Origin of the sequence: Pseudorhodoplanes sp., from assembly GCF_046289595.1 — a bacterium.
Classification (GTDB): Bacteria; Pseudomonadota; Alphaproteobacteria; order Rhizobiales; family Xanthobacteraceae; genus Pseudorhodoplanes.
Map to the genome: position 1 here is coordinate 29,064 of NZ_JBKBVB010000009.1, position 22,443 is coordinate 51,506.

Here is a 22,443-nt window from a genome sequence, read left to right on the forward strand (position 1 = left end):
TTGTGGCCCGGGGCCGGCACGCTGAATTTCCGGCGTGCTCAGAAACAGAGCGGAGTCTGGATTACCGCCCCTCTCGCGCCCAGGTCGCCGCAAGCGAGCCGATCAGCAGCAACAGACCCAGCAGCCCGGCAAAAACCGGCAGCACGCCGATGCCGCGCAACACGCTTGCGTCGCGCAGTTTCAAGCCCATCCAGTCATCGCCGCGGAAGGTTTCGCTCGACCGCACGCCGACGACGCGCGGTACGCTCACGCTACCCGCATCGTCGAGCCGCCTTGCGTCGCCGCCGGTTGCATGAGCGAGCGGGCGCAGCACCTCGACCGAGGACGTCACCTCGGCAAATTCGCGCGGATTGACGGGGCCGACATTGACCAGCGTCGTCAGCTTGCCGTCGCTGGCGCGCCACAAGCCGAGTTCATTGGCCGGCGTGGATCCGCGCCAAAGGCCGGGCTCGGCCTGCTGCAGCGTCACCGTCCGCGTCTCGCCCGAGGGCGTCGTCACGACGACCGGTGTCACCGTTTCCGCCATGGTCTGACGGTTGATCTCGAGGTCACGGCCGCGCGTTGCGACGCGGAGCGCCTCCTCCTCAAGATCGGGCTGCTTCATCAGCCAGTGCGAGAGCCGCCGCAACAGATCGAGATGCGGCCCGCCGCCTTCATAGCCGCGCGCCCAAAGCCAGATGTGATCGGACAGGAGCAGCGCCACCCGGCCTTCGCCCTCGCGTGAGAGCACCAAGAGCGGCTTGCCGTCCGGTCCCTCCATAACCGACGAGCCTTGCCCAACGGTCGCGTCGACCAGGCGGAACCAGCGGCTCCAGTCCGGCGGCTCGTTGGCGGCGCCTTCGAGCGCGCGGGTCACCGGGTGACGTTTTCCCAGTTCGCTCAGGCGCGCATGGTAGGGCGTCTCGATCATCTTGCCGCTGGGCTCGGCCGGCAGCACCACATCGAGCGGCGTGCGCCACAGCGAGGTCGGGCTTGCATAATCGGGTCCGGCCGCGATCAGCACGGCGCCGCCCTGACGGACATAGCGCGCGATGTTATCGAAATAGACAACCGGCAGCACGCCCTGACGCGCATAGCGGTCGAAGATGATAAGGTGAAATTCGCCGATCTTCTGCTGGAACAGCTCACGGGTCGGGAAGGCGATCAGCGACAATTCGTTGATCGGCGTGCCGTCCTGCTTTTCCGGCGGCCGCAGGATGGTGAAATGCACGAGATCGACTGCGGCGTCCGACTTCAGGAGATTGCGCCAGGTGCGCTCGCCGGCATGCGGCTCACCCGAGACCAGCAGCACGCGCAACTTGTCGCGCACGCCGTCGATCGACACCACGGCGCGGTTGTTGACCGCGGTCAGCTCGTTTTCCAGCGGTGAGGCCTCGATCTCGACAATGTTCGATCCGGCGTGCGGGATATGGACCTGCACGCGCACATTGGTGTTGGTGGTGACATTGCGGGTCTCGATGGTTTCGCCGTCGCGGCGGACGGTGACCCGCGCAGTTGAGGGAGCGACGCCCTCATCCTGCACGCGAAAGCCAATGGTCTGCGACTGGCCGACAATGCCGAAGCGCGGCGCCGTGGTCAGCACCACGCGCCGGTCGCGCTCGTTGGCTTCGCCGGTGACCAGCGCATGCAGCGGCGCGGAAAAGCCAAGCTGCGCCGCATCGGGCGGGACGTCATGCACGCGTCCGTCGGTGATGACGAACGCGCCGGCGATCCGGTCCGGCGGCACGTCCGAGAGGGCGGCACCGAGCGCACCGAACAGCCGCGTGCCGTCGGTCTCGCCGTCGGCGGCGCCGGCTTCCACGACCCGCACGTCGATATTGGGAATGCGCGCCAGCCGCTCGATCAGCGCCGCACGAGCGTCTTCGGCCTGCTTTGTACGGTTGCCGAACGTCTGGCTCGGGCTCTTGTCGACCACGACGGCGACCACCGAGGGAATGGGTTCGCGGTCTTCGCGGGTGAAGGAGGGGTTGGCGAGCGCGAAGACGAGAAGCGCCATTGCCGTCGCGCGCAGCAATGCGCCACGGCTGCGGATGAACAATAACAGCGCAGAGACCAGGATCACCGCGGCCGCCGCGGCCCAGAGGACATAGGCGGGGACGAGGGGAGTGAAGGCGATACCGAAAGTCATTGTCCCAGACGCTCCAGCAACGCGGGTACATGCACCTGGTCGGCTTTGTAATTGCCGGTCAGCGCGTACATCACGATATTGACGCCCGCCCGGTATGCCATCTCTCTCGCGCGCGGTTCGCTGGCCACCATCGGCAGCATCTGCTGACCGTCGGGACGCATCGCCCAGGCCCCGGCAAGATCGTTGGATGTGATCATGATCGAGGAGACGCCGTCACCGGCGCGGGCGGGACGGGCTTCAATCTCGCCATCGAGGTCTTCTCCCGCGGGCAGCGCCTCGACCCAGAGCTGTCCGGTATTGAAGCGTCCGGGAAAGTCGCGCAGCAGGAAGAAGGTCTTGGTCAGGACGTGATCCTTCGACACCGGTTCGAGTTCCGGAATGTCGAGCGAAGCCAGGATTTCGCGCAACGCCAGCATGCCGGGGCTGCGGGCCTCACCGCCGGGCCCCGGCGGCGCCATAATCGCGTCGCGGGTATCGAACAACACCGTACCGCCCTGCTTCATGTAGGTGTCGATCCGGGCCAGTGCCTCGGGAGAGGGCTTCGCCGCACCCGGCACGATCGGCCAATAGATCAGCGGGAAGAAGGCGAGTTCGTCGCGTGCGATATCCAGACCGACCGGCTCGCCGCCTTCGAGCGCAGTGCGCTGGGCGAGAAAAATTGTCAGCCCGCTCAGGCCCGACTTGCTGATGGCGTCGGTGTCGGCATCTCCGGTGACGACATAGGCAAGCTTGGTCTGGTTGGCTGCCTTCATTGCGAAGTCGTCGAGCGCCGCCGAAGGCCGGGCGATCGCCGTCTGCTGCCGCGGCGTCGCGGTTTGGGCTTCCGCGCGCCCGCTGGGGCCAGCTCCGGCGAGGATGACCGCGAGGACGACGCCGGACGCCACGGCGCGGCGGCGCGTGCCGGTCAGGCGGCTCAGACCGCCGGCCAGCCAGAACACAACCAGCGCGTCGATCAGCAGAAGGCCGAGGGCTGCAAGGAAGATCGGTCCGCGCAGATCGTGCGGCTCGCTCAGGCGATAGACGTCGCGGCGCGCGTTCAGCGGGGCGATGTCGATGGTGTCGGGACGGTCGGCTGCGGTCAGGGTGTTCACGGCAAGGAGCCCTTCCGGCGGCCCGTAAAAGCCGGGCGGATGATCGGCGGTGGCGCGCCCGGCATAGTTGGCCGGTACCGGCTTGGCGCTGCCGGGCGGTGCGCCGAACACGCCATAGCCATCGAGCGCGCGCGCCGGCGCCAGCGTCTCCCTATCGCGGTCGGCGCTGGCCTGTTCTGCGGTCGCCGTCGAGCCCGCAAGCGACACTAGGTTCTTCAGCATCTCGACGAATGTGCCCGACAACGGCAGGTCCGACCAGCGGGTATCGGCGGTGACGTGGAAAAGGACGATGATGCCCTTGCCGCGGCGCGCGCCGGTGACCAGCGGGGTGCCGTCGGCGAGCGTTGCCCAGCTTCGCTCGGCAAGGCCGGAATCGGGTTCCGCCAGCACCTGCCGGGACACGGTGACGTCGTTTGGAACCGGCATCCCGCCGAACGGGCCCTCGCGCGAGAATGCGGCGAGCGGCTGCGGCTTTTCCCAGGACAGCGAACCGCCCAGCGTCCGGCCGCCGCGGCGCAGCCGCACCGGGACGAGATCGTCGTCCGATGCTGCGAGCCGCGGACCGGCAAAGCGCACCAGGACGCCGCCGTCCTCCACCCACTTGGCGAGACGCTCGCGTGCGGTTCCTACCACATTGCCGACATCGGCGAGGATCAGCATCGGCACATTCTGGTCGATGAAGCGCACCACCATGTCGGAGGGCGAGACGCGCTCGCCCATGCGCACATCGGCGAACGGCGACAGCGCGCGCTGCAGATAGAAGGTCGAGGCCAGCAGCGGCTGGGCGGTATCGGCAGTGGCGCCGGTGATGACGCCGATGCTGCGCCGCCGCCATCGCTTGTCCAGAAGCTGCACCGCGCCCGCCGAGCGCTCGCCAGCGATTTCGAGCCTGGCGATGTCGTTGCGCAATTCGACCGGAAGGTCGAGCATCGCCTCGGTTTCGCGCTCGCTCGCTTTCAGGGCGAACGGGGTTTCCGCGAGCAGTAATCCTTTCAGGTCATAGGCCCGCACGGTGCCGCTGCGTTCGCCATCGGCTGCGGCACGCGAGATCTTTACGGTGAGCGCGCCGGCATTGTTGTCCGCCGAACTGAGCGCCAAAGCCTGGGCGACGCCACCCTCGACCACGGTGATGGTACGGCCTTCCAGAAGCCCGGCAAGCCCGCTGACGAAATCGCTCCCGGCGCCGAGATGCGTGCCGTCCGACAGCCAGACCAGCTCAGCATTGGGTGAGCTGCCGAAGACGCGTGACAGCGCCGGCAAAACCTCGGCGCGCTCGACTGCGTGCGGCTTCGGCGCCATTTTCTGCAGCTGCACGCGGGCCGCCGCTGCGGTCTGCAACGTGACCGTGCGGCCGGCCTCCGACATCGGGATCAACGCGGCGGCGCGGCCGTCCGCCTCGGCACGCGCCAGCACGTCGTCGGCCGTGCGCGCCCGGATATCCCATGTGGAGGCCGCGGCCCAGCCGTCGTCGATCAGGAGAACGAGCGGGCCGGAGCCGCCCGAGGTCGCCACCGACGGATTCCACATCGGACCGGCCGCCGCGAGGATCAGCAGCGCCGCAAGCGTCAGGCGCAGCAGCGTCAGCCACCACGGGGTGCGCGCGGGCGTTTCTTCCTTCGGCGCAATGTCGAACAGCAGCCGTGCCGGCGGGAATGCGATCAGCCGGGGGCGCGGCGGGATCATCCGCAACAGCCACCACAGCACCGGCAGACTGAGCAGGCCGAGCAGCACCAAGGGCTGGGCGAACGCGAAGGGCAGGCTGCCAATCATGCCACCGCCTCCGCCTGCGCCATCCGTGCCGGGGATGCCACCGGCGCCTCCGCATTCGCGCCCATGCGGGCATGCAGCGCGAGCACCAGCTCGCTCGCCGGACGATCGGTGCGATGGATGATCAAACTTGCATGCACGCGGTCGGCTTCTGCGCGCAGCGCAAGGCGATGCGCCGAAAGCCGGCCGAGATAATCGGAGCGCCAGGTCTCCGCGCGGCCTGCAGTGATGCTGCCGAGGCCCTCCGGCTCCAGAAACTCGACGCGCCCCGAATAAGGAAAGGTCTCTTCCGCGGGATCGACGACCTGCACGGCGTGGATGAGTGCATGCGCCCCCGACAATTGGGCGAGCGCGCGGCGGAAATCCGGGATCGGGCTCCAGAAATCGGACAAGAGGACCACTTCCGACAACGGCGCCGGCGCAAAGCCCGGCGGCAGGCTGGTGCGCTCGGCGGTATCGTGCACGATCGCCTGCGCGAATTTGTCGATCACGTTGCGGCTGGCGGTCGGCCGCATCAGGCCCGGTACGCCGATGCGTTCCCCTCCCTCGACAAGGATTTCAGCGAGCGCGAAGGCGATGACCAGCGTGCGCTCGAGTTTTGATTCCGCGGCGAGCGGCGAGGAAAACGCCATCGACGGCGAGCGGTCTGGCCAGATCCACACCGTGTGCGCGGCTTCCCATTCCTGCTCCCGGACGTACAGGTGCTCATCGCGGGCGGAGCGGCGCCAGTCGACGCGGCGTGCCGGCTCCCCGGACAGGAACCGGCGGTATTGCCAGAAATTTTCGCCGGAGCCGGAGCGTCGCCGCCCGTGCAGCCCATGGATCACCGTCGCCGCAATGCGCCGCGATTCCAGCATCAGCCGCGGCAGGCTGGAAGCCAGCGACCGCGATTGCCCGCTGGCGTGGCGGACCGCATCAGCTTCACGCGCGAGGGCGTCCGGCTCGAGTGCCATTGCTCACCCGAGCCGCGACTTCAGCTGGCCGATCACCCCATCCACGGTGTCGCCCTCGGCACGCGCCTGGAAGGTCAGCGCCATACGGTGTTTCAGGACCGGCTCGGCGAGCGCGACCACATCGTCGACCGACGGGGCGAGCCGGCCATCGAGCAATGCGCGGGCGCGCACCGCCAGCATCAACGCCTGGCTGGCGCGCGGGCCGGGGCCCCAGGCGATCTTCTTGCGGATGTCGTCGGCTTCGCCGGACTGCGGCCTTGCCGACCGCACCAATGCCAGGATCGAGTCGACGACGGATTCGCCGACCGGCAGGCGGCGCACGAGGCGCTGCGCCGCGATCAGGTCGTCGGCCGACATCGCCGCCTTCGGCTTGCTTTCGTCGGCGCCGGTGGTGTCGAACAGCATGCGCCGTTCGGCATCGCGATCAGGATAATCCACGTCGATCTGCATCAGGAAGCGGTCGAGCTGGGCTTCCGGGAGCGGATAGGTGCCTTCCTGCTCCAGCGGGTTCTGTGTCGCCAAGACGTGGAACGGCTTGGGCACGTCGTGGCGGGCGCCCGCAACGGTGACATGCAATTCCTGCATCGCCTGCAGCAGCGCCGACTGGGTCCGCGGGCTGGCGCGGTTGATCTCATCCGCCATCAGCAATTGCGCGAAGATCGGGCCGGGGATGAAACGGAAATTGCGCTTGCCGCTAGGGGCCTCCTCCAGAACTTCGGAGCCCAGAATATCCGAGGGCATCAGGTCGGGCGTGAACTGGATGCGGCGGGCATCGAGACCGAGCACTGTCCCCATGGTCTCCACAAGTTTCGTCTTGGCGAGACCGGGAACGCCCACTAGAAGGCCATGGCCGCCCGAGAGGATGGTAATCAGCGCCTGCTCGATGACCCGTTCCTGGCCGAAGATCACCGAACCGATCGCATCCCTGGCGGCGCGGGCATGCGTTGCGGTCGATTCGGCGGCGCGAACGATCATGTCTTCCATTGTTTCGAGGCTTTCGCCGGCTGCCGCCATTGAGTTCGTTCCTTCTATCGTCGGCCCGTCTTGGTCAGGTCGTCCGGGCGATATATCTATCGAAAATGATGCAACAACTGCGCCAGCGTCGGCACGGGCCCTTCGGAAAAGCTCTCCCCGAATCGGGGCGGGACGAAACCGGAAGCGTTCAAGCTTACGCTATTTTACCCTGCCGCCGGGCTATGCTGCATCGATCACTTTTGCGCGTGTGCGATCCTTGTCGCGAGGCCCGGGGCAGGCTCAGGTTAAACCATGGCGAAGCAAAGGCAGGACAATACCGCAGGGCTGGATGGCATTGCCGCATCCCTTCGCCAGACCGCTGGCCGCGGACCGGCGCCTGTCGAGCGGTGGAACCCGCCCTTTTGCGGGGATCTCGATATCCGGATTGCGGCAGACGGAACCTGGTATTATCTCGGCTCGCCGATTGGACGGGCGCCGCTCGTGCGGCTGTTTGCCTCGGTCCTAAAGCGCGAAGGCGACAGGTATTTCCTGGTAACGCCGGTCGAGAAGATCGGGATCGTGGTCGAGGATGCTCCGTTCCTTGCGGTCGAGATGCTGCGCGAGGACACCGTCTCGGGGCCGCGGCTGCATTTCCGCACCAATGTCGACGACTGGATCGTTTGTGGTCCTGAGCATCCCCTGCGCTTTGAGCCGGAACACCATTCCGGCGGCGTGAAGCCCTACATCCATGTCCGGCGCGACCTGTGGGCGAAGGTGACGCGCGCGCTGTTTTTCGATCTTGTCGAACTGGGCGTCGAACGCGATCTTGGCGGCCAGCGCATGTTCGGCATTGCTTCGGCAGGATCGTTTTTCCCTTTGACGCGGGCCGAGGTTCTGCGGGATTTGAGCTGACAGATGACCGAAACCGCCTTGCCCGTGTCCCGCAGCATTTACGGCAACAACTTTTTCGACCGCGCGCGCGCGGTGCTGACACTCGATGCTCCACCCGGCCTGACCGACCCAGATGCACTGCCGCTGCGCGGCGACCACGATGCAGATCCGGTGGTCAAGGCGATCGCTGCGGTACGGCCGATTAAGCCCGCCGCCGTGCTGATCCCGGTGATCGAGCGCGATGAGCCGATGGTCCTTTTGACGCAGCGCACGGCGCATTTGCCGCAGCATGCCGGTCAGATTGCGTTTCCCGGCGGCAAGATCGATCCCACTGACGAGACGCCGCTTGCCGCCGCCTTGCGCGAAGCGCAGGAGGAAATCGGGCTCGATGCCGGCGTGATCGATCCAATCGGCTATCTCGACATTTACATGACGACGCTCGGTTACCGTATTGTGCCGGTGGTGGCTCGTGTGCACCCGCAATTCACGCTGACGATCAACCCGGGTGAGGTGGAGGATACGTTCGAAGTGCCGTTGTCGCACCTGATGGAGCCGGCCAATCATCAGACCCATAGCCGCGAATGGCAGGGCATGATGCGCAGTTACTACGCAATTCCGTTCGGCGAGCGGTATATATGGGGCGTCACCGCGGGCATCTTCCGCAACCTCCAGCAGAGAATTTACGGCGCATGATCAGGCCGATCCTGACCCAAATCGCTCTTTTTCTGACGCCCTTTGCAGTCTACGCGCTGTTCCTGTCGGCGACCCGCGCAGGCGTTCTCAATGTCGAGTCCTGGTCCCCCAAGACGCTCGCCTGGCTGACGGCAGCTGCGGTGCTGCTCATGCTCGCCGGTTTCGTCTATCTCGGGTTAAGGGAGTATCAGCCGGCCGGCTCCACCTACGTGCCGCCGCATGTCAAGGACGGTGTGCTGATCCCCGGGCATTTCAAATGACTGCGCAGCAGCGGCGGCTTGGCGACGCCGCTCTGCTGACGCATGGCGGCGCCCGCCGGATTCTGCAGATGCTCGACTGCGAAGGAGAAGAGGCGCGCATCGTCGGCGGAGCGGTGCGCAACGCGCTCCTCGGTGAACCTTTCAGCGAAATCGATATCGCGACCACTGCACTGCCCGATGAAATTGTGCGCCGCGCGCAATCTGCGAATCTGCGGTCGGTACCCACCGGCATCGAACATGGCACGGTGACACTCCTCGTGGACGGTACGCCCTACGAAGTCACGACCTTGCGGGAGGATGTCGAGACCTATGGCCGCAAGGCCAAGGTGGCGTTCGGGCGCGACTGGCGGCGCGATGCCGAGCGGCGCGACTTCACGATCAACGCGCTGTCGCTGTCGCGCGACGGTGTCGTGCACGATTATGTCGGCGGACTTGCCGATCTCGATGCGCGGCGGGTGCGCTTCATCGGCGACGCGGCGGCGCGTATCGCCGAGGATTATCTGCGTATTCTGCGGTTCTTCCGGTTTTACGCCGCGTACGGCGAAGGCGAGCCAGACGCCGCTGCGCTGCATGCCTGCATCGAAGGGCGCGCGGGATTGCGCGGCCTGTCCCGCGAACGGGTGCGCATGGAGATGCTGAAGCTTCTGCGCGCGCGGCGCGCAGTCGCATCGGTGCGTCTGATGACCGAGGCTGGATTGCTCACCGGCATTCTCGGAGGGATTGCCTATCTCGCGGCGTTCGAAAGGTTCACGGCAATCGAAGTGCAGTGCGGCGCGTCGGCGGACGCTATCCGCAGGCTTGGCGCGCTCGCAGTGTATGTCGATGAGGATGCCACGCGGCTATTCGAGCGGCTTCGCCTGTCGAATGCCGAGCATGAAAGGCTCCACAGCATGGCGGCGCAGTGGTGGCGGATCGACGCCGGCATGCCGGCGCAGGCTGCGCGGGCGCTGCTCTACCGGCTCGGACCGGTCCGGTACGCGGACCGGTTGATGCTTGGATGGAGCCGGTCGCCGCAGGGTCCGGACGATTCGCGCTGGCTTGCGCTCGCCGGGCTTCCCGCCCGATGGCAGACCCCGACTTTTCCGCTTGCGGCCGCCGACTTGATCGCGCGCGGACTGGGCAAGGGACCTGCCTTGGGGGCGGCTCTGCGCGAAGCGGAGGCCGCCTGGATCGCCGCCGACTTTCCCTCGGATCCGGCGGCGATCGCCGCCATCGCCGATGCCGCTGTCACGAAGCACCAGGCGTGAAGCGGTCGAGTCCTTCGCCACAACGAAAAAAGCCCCGGCTCGCGCCGGGGCTTTCAAGTTCAGGAGAGAGCTCAGGCTCTATCAGTACTTCGCAACGACCGGCGACTTGCTGTAACCGAAGCGATAGTTCAGGCCGACCTTGACGGTGTGCGCGGTCACGTCGGCGTCGAAGCCGCCGGCGGCCGGACCACCGAAGTAGTTTTCGTTGCCGAGATCGATGTAGAGATACTCGACCTTGGCCGACCAGTTGTCCATCAGCGCCCATTCCATGCCGGCGCCGACAGTCCAGCCGACGTGGGTGTTGGAGCTCGAACCGGCCCAGGCAAAGTTGCCGACATTGACGCTGCCCTTGGCCTCGGCCGTACCCCAGGCGAGACCGCCGGTGGCGTAGAACAGCGTGCGATCCCAGGCGTAGCCAAGGCGCAGGCGCGCGGTGCCGAAATAGTCAACCTTGGCGTCAGCCGTGGCCAGACCGCCGCCGGCACCGATCCAGGTCCAGCTGTCCTTCATGCCGGACCATTGCGAATCGACCTCGACACCCCACACCCACTGCGAACCGGGCGCCTGCCAGTTCCAGCCGATCTGGCCGCCGCCGAAGAAGCCGTCAGGCTTCGCCGTCGCGCTCCAGCCGAAAATGTCGTTGGTCTGCATTTCGCCCCAGCCGTAACCGACGTTGCCGCCGATGTAGAAGCCGCTCCAGTTATAGGCCATCACCACCGGTGCGGCCTTGTAAACCGGGCGAGCGATGTCGGCGGCCTGCGCCGACTGCGCCGCGCCGAGCGCGATGCCTGCTGCTGCGATCGCAGCGATTGTGTAGTTCCGCATGAGCTCCCCCATGTCCTTTCTTCGAGAATGCAGCGAAAGACGTACGCTTGTGTTCGTCCCGACCGTGCGTGTAACCGTCAAATACGGCAGAAGTTTCTAAAAAACTGCCACAATCGCGCCGCGGACGAGGTTCCATGACGTGTGTGTTATAGAGGCCACAAGTCACCAATGTGAAACCATAACCCGATACTTATCCGCCACTTCAGAACGCGCTAAAAATAGGTGAAGCGGGCGGGGCAGATCGCGGGAGACGCTGAAAATGCAGGGCATTTTGCGCAGTCTCCTGATCTTCGCGGTCGGCGGGTTGTTTGGAACCGGCCTGGGCGTCGCGCTCGGATTTTTCCTTTTCCTGTTCGTCTTTCCACCGCCGCCGGCCGCCGAAACCCTTTCGGCAGCTGATCGAACTGCAATTGTGGCTAATGGAAACTTTATTCACGCCAACCCAGCCGGGTGTCGAGCTTTCCAAATATCGGAGCGATGTGATTTGGTGCGAGCAGTTCGGCGTCCTGATCTCGCCGGCCGATCTCAAGCTGGCCGGATAGCTCAAGGCCACTTCACGACGGGCGGCAGCGACGACAGGATCGATTCGACATTGCCGCCGGTCTTGAGGCCGAAGATGGTGCCGCGATCGTAGAGCAGGTTGTATTCGACATAGCGGCCGCGCCGGATGAGCTGTTCCTCGCGCTCGGCTTCGCCATAGGGCTTCGTGAAATTCGCGCGAACCAGCTGCGGATAAACCTCGAGGAAAGCGCGGCCGACATCCTGGGTGAAGGCGAGATCGGCGTCGAAGTCGCCGCTATTGTGCCAGTCGTAAAAAATCCCGCCGATGCCGCGCGGCTCGTTGCGATGCTTCAGATAGAAATACTCGTCGCACCAGGCCTTGTACTTGTCATACGGCGCGATCGCAGCATGCGCATCGCAGGCGCGCTGCATCGCTGCGTGAAACGCGATCGTGTCCGGGTCGTCCTGCGTGCGGCGCGCATTGAGCACGGGGGTGAGGTCGGCGCCACCGCCGAACCAGGCCTTGGTTGTGACCACAAATCTCGTGTTCATGTGCACCGCCGGCACATTCGGATTCCACAAATGTGCGATCAGCGAGATGCCGGAGGCCCAGAACCGCGGATCGCTGTCGGCGCCCGGAATCTCTTTTCGGAATTCGGGTGCAAATTCTCCGAACACGGTCGAGCAATGCACGCCGACCTTCTCGAACACGCGGCCCTTCATCATCGACATGACGCCGCCGCCGCCGGGTCCGCCGCTGTGGTCGGTGCGCTCCCACGGCGTGCGCACGAAACGCCCGGGCGCCATCCCGGATTGCGGCTGGCCGGCCGGCAAATCGTCTTCGAGTTTTTCGAATGCGGCGCAGATTTGGTCGCGCAGCGCTTCGAACCAGGCGCGCGCTTTCGCCTTGCGGTCGTCAAGCGCTGTCGCATCGCTATTGAGCGGCGGCAATGCGCCGGTGAGCGCCGCACGGTCGCGGGTCGACTGATTATGCGTCGTCATGGGTGATTATCGTAAAGCCGGGACCGGTGCGGTGCTCTGCCGTCGCCGGGCCGCTGGTGATGACCATGGTCGATCCGGGATGCATCAGCGCGAGCACGCGCTGCGCGGCCTCCGGCGGCAAATCGACCTTGTTGAGGGTGTCGGCGACAATCCGGTCCGAAGAGCCCGCATGGGCGGCGTCGAGCCCGATTGCCATCCATTTCATGTGACGTGGATCGGAATCGGGCCCGGTCAATGTGAAGGCGTGATTGCCATAGGAATTCTCCGGCGCTTTCAGTGTCACCGGCGATGCGAAGACCTCCTTGCCATTGACGAAAGCGAGCAACCGCTTGTCGGCGGTGGAGATCACGAAGGCCGCGGCCTCGTGGGTGTCGACCGTTGCGGTTTCCGGATGATGCGTCTTGGCCGCCGTCTGCTTCACGGCCGACATCGCCATCTCTTGGACATGGTCGGAGATAAGCAGGCCCGGATGGCGGATGTCCGCCGTCGCCATTTTCGCGTCGGCCACGATCACCGGCGTGCCGAGCGTCGTCACCCCGAACAGGAGCTTGGCGAATTCCAGCGGCAGCCGGATGCAGCCGTGACTCGCCGGATAGCCGGGCAGGTTGCCGGCATGCAACGCCACGCCCTGCCAGGTCAGGCGCTCCATGAACGGCATGGGCGCGTTGTTGTAGGTCGATGAATGGTGGTTCTTGTCCTTCTGCAGGATCACGAACACGCCCGATGGCGTTGTGTGGCCAGCCTTGCCGGTGGAGCAGGTCGAGGCACCGATCATGGTGCCGCTGCGGTACACCGCCACGCGCTGGTCGGGGAGCGAAACCAGCACCACCACAGGCCCGGATGGCGCGCGCTCGGGAGTCCAGGTGAAGTCGCCGGGCTTCATCGTCGACAGATCCGGCGCATCTTGCGCAATCGCGCGGCGCAGGGCGAAGGCAAGAGGGGCCGCTCCAGCACCAAGAAGGGCGGTGCGGCGGGACAAGATGAAGCCGTGCATCAAGCTGAAATCGCGCATCGAGGACTCCGGCGGCGCAACGACGCGCAATTGTTATCCTATCCGTGCCGGAGCTTCAAAGCCGCGAGCGAAAGGGCGAGCAGCATCCCGGCCGCATTGGCGATGATAATGACGGCGTCGCCCTGCAGGACACCATAGGACACCCACAGTCCAAGTCCCCCGGCAAGGATAAGCGTCATGGCGAGCGAGATGTCGCGGGTTTCTTTTGTGCGCCAGGCCTTCCAGACCTGCGGGACATTGGCCGCGGTGGTCAGCATTGCAGCAAGGAGCCCGAGCAGTGTGACCGCATCGAATGTCACGCGGCGGTGGCTCCGGCCGGATCGATGGCTGCCATCGCCGCGGCAATGTCGGAGGCCTCCGTTGGCCGGACCAGGCGGCTCAGTTCCTGGCCATCCTTCAGAAAAATCAGTGTCGGCCACAGCTTCACGTGGAACGACCGTCCCAGCGGCCGCCCCCGGCCATCCTCGATCTTGATATGACGAATGCCGGGATGCGCCCTGAAGGCGTCCTGCACCAGCGGCGTGGCGCGCCGGCAGTGGCCGCACCATGCGCTTCCGAATTCCAGGAGCGTCGCGCCTGCGAGTTGATCGATCCCGGAGCGGGCGGGTTCGTCTGTCGAATAGTCCGTATTGAAAGGCATGGGGCAGGGCGAGTCCAGGATGACAACAGGTTGGTAACGCATTAGCGTGGATGCGGTTCGCGGCCGCAAGCCCGCGAGCCCTCACCTCCGCAATTGCCGCATCATTTCCCCCGCCGCCATCGCGACCGACATCGCCACATTGAGCGAGCGCAGCCGCTGCGCCATCGGGATCACGAGCCGGGCGTCGGCGGCGGCGGCCACCCGATCCGGTACCCCAGCCGATTCCCGGCCGAACAGCAGCACCTGCGGTGGCCGATAGTCATGGTCGAGATAGCTCACCGCCCCACGTGTGGTGAACAGCGTCAAGGCGAGCCCGGTTTCCCGCCGCCAGTCCTCGAATGCGCTAAAAGACGCGTGGCGCTCGATCCGCACATGGTCGAGATAATCCATTCCGGCCCGCCGGAACGCCCGATCCGTCACCGGGAATCCGGCCGGCTCGATCAGATGGGCCGTGATCGAAAGGCAGGCGCAGAGACGGAGAATCGTCCCGGTATTCTGCGGGATGTCCGGCTCGTAGAGCGCGATGGCGGGCTGCTTATGCGCTATCAATTCCGCCTCGGAGCGGGCAGCAATTGCGACGTTAGGCTAATGACTTGTGCGACTTTTTAGCGGAGTTGCAATGGCACTCTTGCGCTCCCAGAGTAAGGGTGCCAATAACACGCCGCCGGATCGCCGCCGAAGGCCTTCCCAAGGCCAGAACTGCCGGGTCGACATGGCCGATTCGCTCGCCGCCGCGGGATGGACGAAACGGTCGGGTCCCTCGACGGTTCGCAGCGCGCGCAGGCGTCCCGGCACGACGGAAGAGGACTTTCACCGTGGCATCCACCTCAGCATCAGCGGCCCACACGCGCCGTGACTTCCTTTATGTGGCGACCGGTTCGGTCGCCGCCGTTGGCGCGGCCTTCACAGCCTGGCCGCTGATCTACCAGATGAACCCGGACGCCTCGACGATCGCCGCCGGCGCGCCGGTCGAAGTCGATCTCACCCCGATCGCCGAAGGTCAGGTGATCAAGGTGTTCTGGCGCGGCAAGCCGATTTTCATCAATCACCGGACGCCGAAAGAAATCAAGGAAGCCGAGGACGTCAATCTGCGGAGCCTGCCGGACCCGCAACCGGATTCGGAGCGGGTCAAAAAAGGCCATGCCAATTTCCAGGTTCTGATCGGCATCTGCACCCATCTCGGCTGCATACCCCTCGCGCATTCGGGCCCCTATAACGGCTATTTCTGCCCCTGCCATGGGTCGGTCTACGATACCTCGGGGCGCATCCGCTCCGGTCCGGCGCCGACCAATCTCGCGCTGCCGCCCTATGAATTTGTTTCCGACACCAGAATCAGGATTGGCGCCTGACCGGCTTCCCTGAAGATTTCCAAGAAGGCCTCCCCCGATGAGCGGACATTCGACCTATCAGCCGCAGAACGCTTTCATGAAGTGGATGGAGCGGCGGCTCCCGATCGCAGGTCTCGTCCACTCCTCCTTCATCGCCTATCCGACCCCGCGAAATCTGAACTATTGGTGGACCTTCGGCGGCATCCTCTCCTTCATGCTGGCGGTCCAGATCATCACCGGCATCGTGCTGGTGATGCATTACACGCCACATGAATCGCTGGCCTTCAATTCCGTCGAGCACATCATGCGCGACGTCAATTACGGCTGGCTGATCCGCTATCTGCATCAGAACGGCGCCTCGATGTTCTTCATCGCGGTCTACATCCACATGTTCCGCGGCCTCTATTACGGCTCGTACAAGGAGCCGCGAGAAGTGCTCTGGATCCTCGGCGTCATCATCTACCTTTTGATGATGGCCACCGGCTTCATGGGCTACGTGCTGCCCTGGGGCCAGATGAGCTACTGGGGTGCTGTCGTCATCACCAACTTCTTCTCGGCCATTCCGCTGGTCGGCGAGACCATCACCACCTGGCTGTGGGGCGGCTACGCCGTGGGCAATCCGACGCTGCAGCGCTTCTTCTCGCTGCATTATCTCTTGCCCTTCGTGATCGCCGGCGTGGTCGTGCTTCACGTCTGGGCGCTGCATGTGGTCGGGCAGAACAATCCGACCGGCGTAGAACCGAAGGGCGACAAGGACACCGTGCCGTTCACGCCCTATGCGACCATCAAGGACGGGTTCGGCCTGGTTTGCTTCATCCTGTTCTTCGCGTATTTCGTGTTCTACATCCCGAATTACCTCGGCCATGCCGACAACTACATCCCGGCCAACCCGGCGGTCACGCCCGCGCATATCGTGCCGGAATGGTATTACCTGCCATTCTACGCGATCCTGCGTGCGATCCCGGACAAGCTCCTTGGCGTCGTCGCGCTGTTTGCCTCGATCCTGATCCTAGTCTTCCTGCCCTGGCTCGATAGCTCCAAGGTGCGATCGGCGCGCTACCGTCCGCTCTATCGGCAGTTTTTCTGGATCTTCGTCGCGGTCTGCCTCGGTCTCGGCTGGCTCGGCGCCAAGCCTGCCGAAGGCATCTATGTGACGCTCGCGCGCATCCTCACCTTCTACTATTTCGCGCATTTCCTGATCGTGCTGCCGCTGCTGTCGCGATTCGAGAAGACCAAACCGCTGCCGAACTCGATCGCCGAATCGGTGCTCAAGGAGGGCGTTCCGATCGGCGCCCCCGCGCCGGCGCCGTCGAAGCATTGAGCGGCCGGAGACGCATGACATGACGATATCCCGCTCGCTTCTCGCTCTTGCATTCGTCGCCGGGCTCGCCGGTCCGGTGCTCGCCGCCGGGGAAGCCGAAACGCCGCCAAAGCAGAAATGGTCGTTCTGGGGCCCGGTCGGAAAATACGACCGTGCGCAATTGCAGCGCGGCTTCAAGGTGTATCGCGAGGTCTGCCAGAGCTGTCACAGCCTGTCGTTGGTTGCTTTCCGCAACCTTGCCGAACCCGGTGGTCCGGGCTTCACGCGCGCGCAGGCCGCAGCGATCGCCGCCGAATATCAGATCAAGGACGGTCCGAACGACGAGGGCGAGATGTTTGAGCGCCCGGGCCGTCTCGCCGATCGCTTCCCAAAACCATTCCCCAACGACAATGCAGCACGCGCGGCCAATGGCGGTGCGTTGCCGCCGGACCTGTCGGTGATCGCAAAGGCGCGCACGTATGAGCGCGGCGGGTTGTGGTTTATCCTCGACCTCTTCACGCAATATGTCGAGCAGGGTCCGGACTATCTGGTTGCGCTGATGACCGGGTATGCGGAGCCGCCGGAAGGCTTCAACCTGCCGCCTGGTACGCATTACAACCGCTACTTTCCCGGTCATGCGATCGGTATGCCGAACCCGATCAGCGACGATCAGGTGACCTATGACGACGGCACGCCGCAGACGGTGCAGCAATATGCAAAGGACGTCACCGCATTCCTGATGTGGGCGGCCGAGCCGCATCTGGAAGCGCGCAAGCGCATCGGCCTGCAGGTCATGATCTTCCTGTTGATCTTCGCCGGGCTGATGTACTTCACCAAGAAGAAGGTCTGGGCGTCGGCGCATTAGTCGCGGTTGCCCAGGAAAGGCCCCGACCGGGGCCTTTCGCTTTCCTGCGGAGAGGGCCTCTGACCAGATCCGTCCTCGGTATCATCGGCGGCTCCGGGATCTACGATCTGCCCGGCCTTGAACATGTCCGCGAGGAGCGCGTCGCGTCGCCGTTCGGCGAGCCCTCCGGTCCGCTGCGCGTCGGCGAAATCGCGGGATTGCCGGTCGTGTTCCTGTCGCGGCACGACAAGGGCCACCGGCTGTCGCCCTCCGACATCAACTACCGGGCCAATATCGATGCGCTGAAGCGCTTGGGCGTCACCGATCTTGTCTCGCTGTCGGCCTGCGGCTCGTTCAAGGAATCCCTGCCGCCCGGCACCTTCGTGCTGGTCGACCAGTTCGTCGACCGCACCTTCCGGCGCGAGAACTCGTTCTTCGGCAAGGGGCTGGTCGCGCATGTCTCGATGGCGCATCCGGTCTCGCCCAATCTTCGCAATGCCGTCGAGGCGGCAGCGCGCGCCGAGCGCCTGCCGGTGGTGCGCGACGGCACCTATGTCTGCATCGAGGGGCCGCAATTCTCCACGCTGGCCGAAAGCCTGACCTATCAGCAGCTCGGCTATTCGGTGATCGGCATGACCAACATGCCGGAGGCAAAGCTCGCGCGCGAGGCGGAGATTTGCTATGCGAGCGTCGCCATGGTGACGGATTTCGACTGCTGGCACCCGGACCACGACGCCGTCACGGTCCAGGATATCATCGCAGTCCTGACCGCAAATGCCGAAAAGGCCAGGCGGCTGGTGGCGCGCCTTGCCCGCGATTTTCCCCGCGAACACGAGCCATGCCCGATCGGCTCGGACCGGGCGCTGGAGACCGCGCTCATCACCGCGCCCGAAGCGCGCGACCCGGAGCTTATGAAAAAGCTCGACGCGGTGGCGGGACGGGTGCTGCGGCGGTAAACGCAAAATTCATGAGCCGTGCAGGATCGCCTGCGCTATAAGCCCCGGTCAAGCCTCCTGTCCGGCCGGCGACAGCCCGGATGGAACAATCGAACGTCCAGAGCGAATTTGCATGCCGGCCAGCGCGTCCTCCTTCAGGCTACTGCTCGTCACCTATACCGCAGCGATCTTCGTCAGCGCCGCATTGCTGTTCGCGGTGCAGCCGCTGTTCGCCAAGATGGTGCTGCCGAAACTCGGCGGCACGCCTGCGGTCTGGTCGGTGGCGATGGTGTTCTTCCAGGCCATGCTGCTGGCAGGCTACGCCTATGCCCATGCGCTGACCCGTTTCGCGCCCGGCCGCGCCTCGGTCATCGTACATATGGCGGTGATGATCGTCGCCGTCTTCGCGCTGCCGCTCGGCATCGCCTCAGGCTGGGGCCGCCCGCCCGCCAGCGGCCAGGAATTCTGGCTGCTCGGACTGTTCGCGGTGTCGATCGGTCTGCCCTTCTTTGCGCTGTCGGCCAACGGGCCGCTGCTCCAGGCCTGGTTTGCGCGCACCGGTCATCCGCAGGCCAAAGACCCGTATTTCCTCTATGCTGCAAGCAATGTCGGCAGCTTCCTCGCGCTGCTCGCCTATCCGTTCGTGATCGAGCCGTTCAGCCGCGTTTCGCAGCAGACCATGGGCTGGACGATCGGTTTCTATCTGCTGATCGTACTGATCGCATTGTGCGGGGTGTTCCTGCTGCGCTCGCGCGATGCGCTGCCGGACGTTGCTACCGATGATGCGCCGCCGCCGGCCTGGCGCGACGCGCTGACCTGGGTCGCGCTCGCTGCGGTGCCGTCGGCGCTCCTGATCGCGATCACCGCCCATATCTCGACCGATGTCGCCGCGGCGCCGTTCCTGTGGGTCGTTCCGCTCGCACTTTATCTCGCAACCTTTGTCATCGCGTTCCAGTCGCGCCCGATCCTGCCGCACCGTTTCGTGACCATGGCCGCACCGGTCGCGGTGATGATGCTTGTGGTATCGCTCGCGCTCGGCGCCGCGGATCAAATCCTCGTCCTGATCGCGCTCAACCTCATTGGCTTTTTTGTGCTGGCGCTGATGTGCCATGGCGAGCTGGCCAAGCGCCGCCCGCCTGCGCGGTATCTCACGATCTTCTATCTGTGTCTGTCGCTCGGCGGCGTCATCGGCGGTATCTTCGCCGGGCTCATCGCCCAGCGGGTGTTCTCATGGGTCGCGGAATATCCGATCCTGATCGTGCTCGCGGCTTTGTGCCGTCCGGGGCTCGCACGGCCGCGCAGCTGGCTGGAGGCGGCCGCCTGGATCCTGATCGTGGCCGGCGTGGGTTACGCGCTCTACGCCGCCTATGTCTGGCGCTACGAATTCACTGAGGGTGCGTTCAATCTGTTTGTTGCCGCGCTTCTGGTTCTGGCCTTCGGCTTCTCGCACTACGTGCTTACTTTTGCCGGGATCATCGCGGCGTCACTGGTCTTCGTGGTGCTGTTCGGCGCGGATGCCGGCAAGCGTGACTTCGTGCGCAGCTTCTTCGGGGTTCACAAGGTGATGGAATCCGACGGCGGCCAGTTCCGGATTCTGAAGCATGGCACCATCGAACATGGCGCGCAGCGCATCCGCGACGAACAGGGTCGTCCGGTCACGGGCCGGCCGGTGCCGATTACCTATTATCACGACCTCTCGCCGATGGCGCAGGGCCTGAATGCGTCGCGGAAGAAGCGGGGAGGGCCGATCGACGTTGCGGTGGTCGGGCTTGGCGCCGGCACGCTGGCTTGCCAGATGCGCGCCGGCGACCGGCTGACCTATTACGAAATCGATCCGAAAGTGGTGGAGATCGCGAAAGACCCGCGGCGCTTCACCTTCATGTCGGAATGCGCGCCTGATGCGAAAATCGTGATCGGCGACGCAAGGCTGACGCTGGCCGACGCGCCCAACCATCAGTATGACGTGCTGATCATCGACGCTTTCTCGTCGGATGCAATCCCGACGCATCTTCTGACCCGCGAGGCCATGGCGATCTTCAAGGACAAGATCAAGCCGGACGGCATGGTGCTGATGCACATCTCCAACAAGCATATGTCGCTTGGGCCTGTGGTGGCGGGTGTCGCCGCCGCCAACGAACTCGTTTCGCTCTCCAACGATTCCGACGAGGGCTATGACGACGCCGCCCATGTCTTCGGCTCCCATGTGGTCGCGGTCGCCCGCAACGAGGCGGATTTCGGCGAACTTGCCACCAAGGACACCTGGGTCGAGCAGGAGCCGGACGAGGACCAGTGGGTCTGGACCGACGACTATTCCAACGTCATCGGTGCGATTCTCGAGAAGCTGCGGGAATAGGCGCGGCTTCGTTCAAGGTGGGTTGCGCCAAAGGGCCGGCTTGGCCACATTGCGCCCGCCCCGCCGGCGCGGGGTAACCGCATGCGCTGCCGGTTTCCCCGATACGAGACCCAGATGACCAGTCCCGTGCTTGAAAACGACCTGAAGGCCGCGATCCGGACGATTCCGGACTATCCCAAAACCGGCATCATGTTCCGCGACATCACCACCCTGCTCGGGTCGGCGCGCGCTTTCCGCCGCGCCGTGGACGAACTGGTGCAGCCCTGGGCAGGCTCGAAGATCGACAAGATCGCCGGTATCGAGGCCCGCGGCTTCATCGTCGGCGGTGCCATCGCCCATCAGCTTTCGGCCGGCTTCGTGCCGATCCGCAAGAAGGGCAAGCTGCCGCATAAGAGCGTGCGGGTGGCCTATTCGCTGGAATACGGCATCGACGAAATGGAGATGCACGAGGATGCGGTGGCGCAGGGCGAGCGCGTCATTCTGGTCGACGACCTGATCGCAACCGGGGGCACGGCCGAGGGCGCGGTGAAGCTGTTGCGCCAGATGGGCGCGGAGGTTGTCGCTGCCGTGTTTATCATTGACCTGCCGGAGCTTGGCGGCGCCGACAAGCTGCGCGGCCTCGACGTGCCGGTGCGCACGCTGGTGTCGTTCGAGGGGCACTAGCTGCGCTGATGCTGCCCCAGACCGAAATGCCGCCGCGTGCGTCGTGGCGGCTTGCTGCTTTCGGGCTTGCCTCGCGTCTTGTCCAAGGGGGTGAGCAGCGCCTGCAGCAACAGGATGTGGCCAAGAACGACAAGGCCGGTAAAGCAGGCGACAGCGAAATAGACCACGTATGTCAGCATGATGCGCCTCCGACATCCGCGCGCGGCAATGCTCCGCGTGACGAGGCTTGTTCAATACGCGAATAGGCCGGCGTATGACTGTGTTCCGGCTCACAGAGCTTTGCTTTTTTTGCCCGCGCTGCGGTGCTGGCTTTTCTGGCTAACGCAACGTGATCGAGCCCTTGAGTTCGCGCAGCAGCAACCTCAACTCCAGTTCGCGAAATTCCACGAAGACGCGTTCGATCCATTCATGCAGCTCGGTGCGCTGACCCGCATGCCGTTCGAGATAATCGTCGAAGGAAAATCCCGGCCGCTCTACCACCGATTTCAGAAACGGACTGAGCACCGGAAACCGCACCGGGCGTTCGCCCGGTACCGGGGCCGGAAAACTCTCCATGTAGTCCTGCATGGTGGCGACGAATTCATTATGCACCGGAACGAGCTTGATCTGGGGGAGTTCACCATAGGTTTGCGCATAGCTTCTTGCCGAACGCGGATCGGGGTCGGCGATGAACAGGGCGATCACGTCGATGCCGCGGCGCTGTGCCTCCTCGGCAAGCCCGATCTGCCGGATCAAGGTGAAGAATTTCTCGAAGGCCTCGTCGCCGAGATCGATGACCTTCATGACGTCGTCTTCGGCAATCAACTCGTCAAACAGCGCCATTTGACCGCGCGTTGTGGCGATATCGGCGCGCGCCGTATTGCGCGGCAGGAAGCCGTACAGAGCGGTGTTGTTCGGGTTGAGATCGAAGGCGATGGCCGCGCGTCCGTCGGCCAGCATGAACTCGGTCAGCGTGCGTGCGATCAGGGTCTTGCCGATGCGCTGTCGCGGCGAACAGACGATGGTGATGGATTTGCGCCGGGACATGAGGGAAAAAGTCTTTGAGCGTCATTTCCG

The 22,443-nt window shown here is 64.8% G+C and carries 21 protein-coding genes and 1 pseudogene; 9 read left to right on the forward strand and 13 right to left on the reverse strand.

Annotated features, from left to right (window positions below; translation table 11 throughout):
• Positions 1 to 61 precede the first annotated feature (61 nt).
• Genes ACK41X_RS03995 through ACK41X_RS04010 form a run of 4 tightly spaced genes read right to left on the reverse strand, consistent with a single transcriptional unit; the run spans position 62 to position 6,953 of the window.
• Positions 62 to 2,128 carry a hypothetical protein gene (locus tag ACK41X_RS03995; RefSeq protein ID WP_409719502.1) on the reverse strand — a complete coding sequence of 689 codons (2,067 nt, stop codon included), beginning with the start codon at positions 2,126 to 2,128 and terminating at the stop codon, positions 62 to 64.
• Positions 2,125 to 4,989 (reverse strand): DUF4159 domain-containing protein, encoded by a 2,865-nt coding sequence (locus ACK41X_RS04000; RefSeq protein WP_409719504.1) that lies wholly within the window; start codon positions 4,987 to 4,989, stop codon positions 2,125 to 2,127. Before ACK41X_RS04000 ends, ACK41X_RS03995 begins: the two co-directional genes overlap by 4 nt.
• Positions 4,986 to 5,939: a DUF58 domain-containing protein gene (locus ACK41X_RS04005; protein ID WP_409719506.1), complete on the reverse strand. Its 954-nt coding sequence runs from the start codon at positions 5,937 to 5,939 to the stop codon at positions 4,986 to 4,988. Before ACK41X_RS04005 ends, ACK41X_RS04000 begins: the two co-directional genes overlap by 4 nt.
• 3 nt (positions 5,940 to 5,942) lie before the next feature.
• Entirely contained in the window at positions 5,943 to 6,953 is a 1,011-nt protein-coding gene (locus ACK41X_RS04010) for an AAA family ATPase (protein WP_409719508.1), read from the reverse strand.
• Between the two features lie 252 nt (positions 6,954 to 7,205).
• Between ACK41X_RS04010 and ACK41X_RS04015 the strand changes: the two genes are divergently transcribed.
• From ACK41X_RS04015 to ACK41X_RS04030, 4 genes are read left to right on the forward strand one after another with little or no spacing between them, the layout of a single operon-like run.
• Positions 7,206 to 7,805, forward strand: a complete 600-nt coding sequence (locus tag ACK41X_RS04015; RefSeq protein ID WP_409719510.1) for a DUF1285 domain-containing protein — start codon at positions 7,206 to 7,208, stop codon at positions 7,803 to 7,805.
• Positions 7,806 to 7,808: 3 nt separating this feature from the next.
• Positions 7,809 to 8,477 carry a CoA pyrophosphatase gene (locus ACK41X_RS04020; protein ID WP_409719512.1) on the forward strand — a complete coding sequence of 223 codons (669 nt, stop codon included), beginning with the start codon at positions 7,809 to 7,811 and terminating at the stop codon, positions 8,475 to 8,477.
• Positions 8,474 to 8,737 (forward strand): DUF6111 family protein, encoded by a 264-nt coding sequence (locus ACK41X_RS04025; protein WP_409719514.1) that lies wholly within the window; start codon positions 8,474 to 8,476, stop codon positions 8,735 to 8,737. Before ACK41X_RS04020 ends, ACK41X_RS04025 begins: the two co-directional genes overlap by 4 nt.
• Complete coding sequence (locus ACK41X_RS04030) at positions 8,734 to 9,984, forward strand: CCA tRNA nucleotidyltransferase (protein WP_409719516.1); 1,251 nt, start codon at positions 8,734 to 8,736, stop codon at positions 9,982 to 9,984. The genes ACK41X_RS04025 and ACK41X_RS04030 overlap by 4 nt, the downstream gene beginning before the upstream one ends.
• Before the next feature lie 81 nt (positions 9,985 to 10,065).
• On the opposite strand, the gene ACK41X_RS04035 is transcribed toward ACK41X_RS04030, so the two are convergent.
• From ACK41X_RS04035 to ACK41X_RS04065, 7 genes are all read right to left on the reverse strand, one after another.
• The gene (locus ACK41X_RS04035) at positions 10,066 to 10,809 is read right to left on the reverse strand and encodes an outer membrane protein (RefSeq protein ID WP_409719518.1); all 744 of its coding nucleotides are present in this window, start codon (positions 10,807 to 10,809) and stop codon (positions 10,066 to 10,068) included.
• Between the two features lie 202 nt (positions 10,810 to 11,011).
• A complete protein-coding gene (locus ACK41X_RS04040; RefSeq protein WP_409719519.1) occupies positions 11,012 to 11,356 on the reverse strand; it encodes a hypothetical protein in 345 nt (114 codons plus the stop codon).
• Positions 11,353 to 12,312, reverse strand: coding sequence for an oxygen-dependent coproporphyrinogen oxidase (gene hemF, locus ACK41X_RS04045; RefSeq protein WP_409719521.1), 960 nt, complete (start codon positions 12,310 to 12,312; stop codon positions 11,353 to 11,355). The genes ACK41X_RS04040 and hemF overlap by 4 nt, the downstream gene beginning before the upstream one ends.
• Positions 12,299 to 13,324, reverse strand: coding sequence for a L,D-transpeptidase (locus ACK41X_RS04050; protein ID WP_409719523.1), 1,026 nt, complete (start codon positions 13,322 to 13,324; stop codon positions 12,299 to 12,301). Before ACK41X_RS04050 ends, hemF begins: the two co-directional genes overlap by 14 nt.
• A 38-nt stretch (positions 13,325 to 13,362) precedes the next feature.
• Positions 13,363 to 13,623 (reverse strand): SemiSWEET family sugar transporter, encoded by a 261-nt coding sequence (locus ACK41X_RS04055; RefSeq protein WP_409719525.1) that lies wholly within the window; start codon positions 13,621 to 13,623, stop codon positions 13,363 to 13,365.
• Positions 13,620 to 13,964, reverse strand: a complete 345-nt coding sequence (locus tag ACK41X_RS04060; RefSeq protein WP_409719527.1) for a thioredoxin family protein — start codon at positions 13,962 to 13,964, stop codon at positions 13,620 to 13,622. The genes ACK41X_RS04055 and ACK41X_RS04060 overlap by 4 nt, the downstream gene beginning before the upstream one ends.
• An 81-nt stretch (positions 13,965 to 14,045) precedes the next feature.
• On the reverse strand, positions 14,046 to 14,513 hold the full coding sequence (locus ACK41X_RS04065) for a tRNA (cytidine(34)-2'-O)-methyltransferase (protein WP_409719529.1): 468 nt from the start codon (positions 14,511 to 14,513) through the stop codon (positions 14,046 to 14,048).
• 266 nt (positions 14,514 to 14,779) lie between these two features.
• Here ACK41X_RS04065 and petA point away from each other — a divergent pair, with 266 nt between their 5' ends.
• The 5 genes and pseudogenes from petA (at position 14,780) to ACK41X_RS04090 (ending at position 21,387) form a co-directional block, all read left to right on the forward strand.
• Positions 14,780 to 15,313 (forward strand): ubiquinol-cytochrome c reductase iron-sulfur subunit, encoded by a 534-nt coding sequence (gene petA, locus ACK41X_RS04070; RefSeq protein ID WP_409719531.1) that lies wholly within the window; start codon positions 14,780 to 14,782, stop codon positions 15,311 to 15,313.
• Positions 15,314 to 15,350: 37 nt separating this feature from the next.
• Positions 15,351 to 17,457, forward strand: a pseudogene (locus tag ACK41X_RS04075) (cytochrome c1).
• Between the two features lie 59 nt (positions 17,458 to 17,516).
• Positions 17,517 to 18,392 carry an S-methyl-5'-thioadenosine phosphorylase gene (locus tag ACK41X_RS04080; RefSeq protein ID WP_409719554.1) on the forward strand — a complete coding sequence of 292 codons (876 nt, stop codon included), beginning with the start codon at positions 17,517 to 17,519 and terminating at the stop codon, positions 18,390 to 18,392.
• Between the two features lie 112 nt (positions 18,393 to 18,504).
• Entirely contained in the window at positions 18,505 to 20,724 is a 2,220-nt protein-coding gene (locus tag ACK41X_RS04085; RefSeq protein WP_409719533.1) for a fused MFS/spermidine synthase, read from the forward strand.
• 114 nt (positions 20,725 to 20,838) lie between these two features.
• Positions 20,839 to 21,387 carry an adenine phosphoribosyltransferase gene (locus ACK41X_RS04090; protein ID WP_409719534.1) on the forward strand — a complete coding sequence of 183 codons (549 nt, stop codon included), beginning with the start codon at positions 20,839 to 20,841 and terminating at the stop codon, positions 21,385 to 21,387.
• Here the strand turns inward: ACK41X_RS04090 and ACK41X_RS04095 are convergent.
• Together ACK41X_RS04095 and ACK41X_RS04100 are read right to left on the reverse strand one after the other, a co-directional pair.
• Entirely contained in the window at positions 21,384 to 21,566 is a 183-nt protein-coding gene (locus tag ACK41X_RS04095; RefSeq protein WP_409719536.1) for a hypothetical protein, read from the reverse strand. The genes ACK41X_RS04090 and ACK41X_RS04095 overlap by 4 nt on opposite strands.
• A gap of 139 nt (positions 21,567 to 21,705) precedes the next feature.
• A complete protein-coding gene (locus ACK41X_RS04100) occupies positions 21,706 to 22,413 on the reverse strand; it encodes a hypothetical protein (protein WP_409719538.1) in 708 nt (235 codons plus the stop codon).
• Positions 22,414 to 22,443 lie beyond the last annotated feature (30 nt).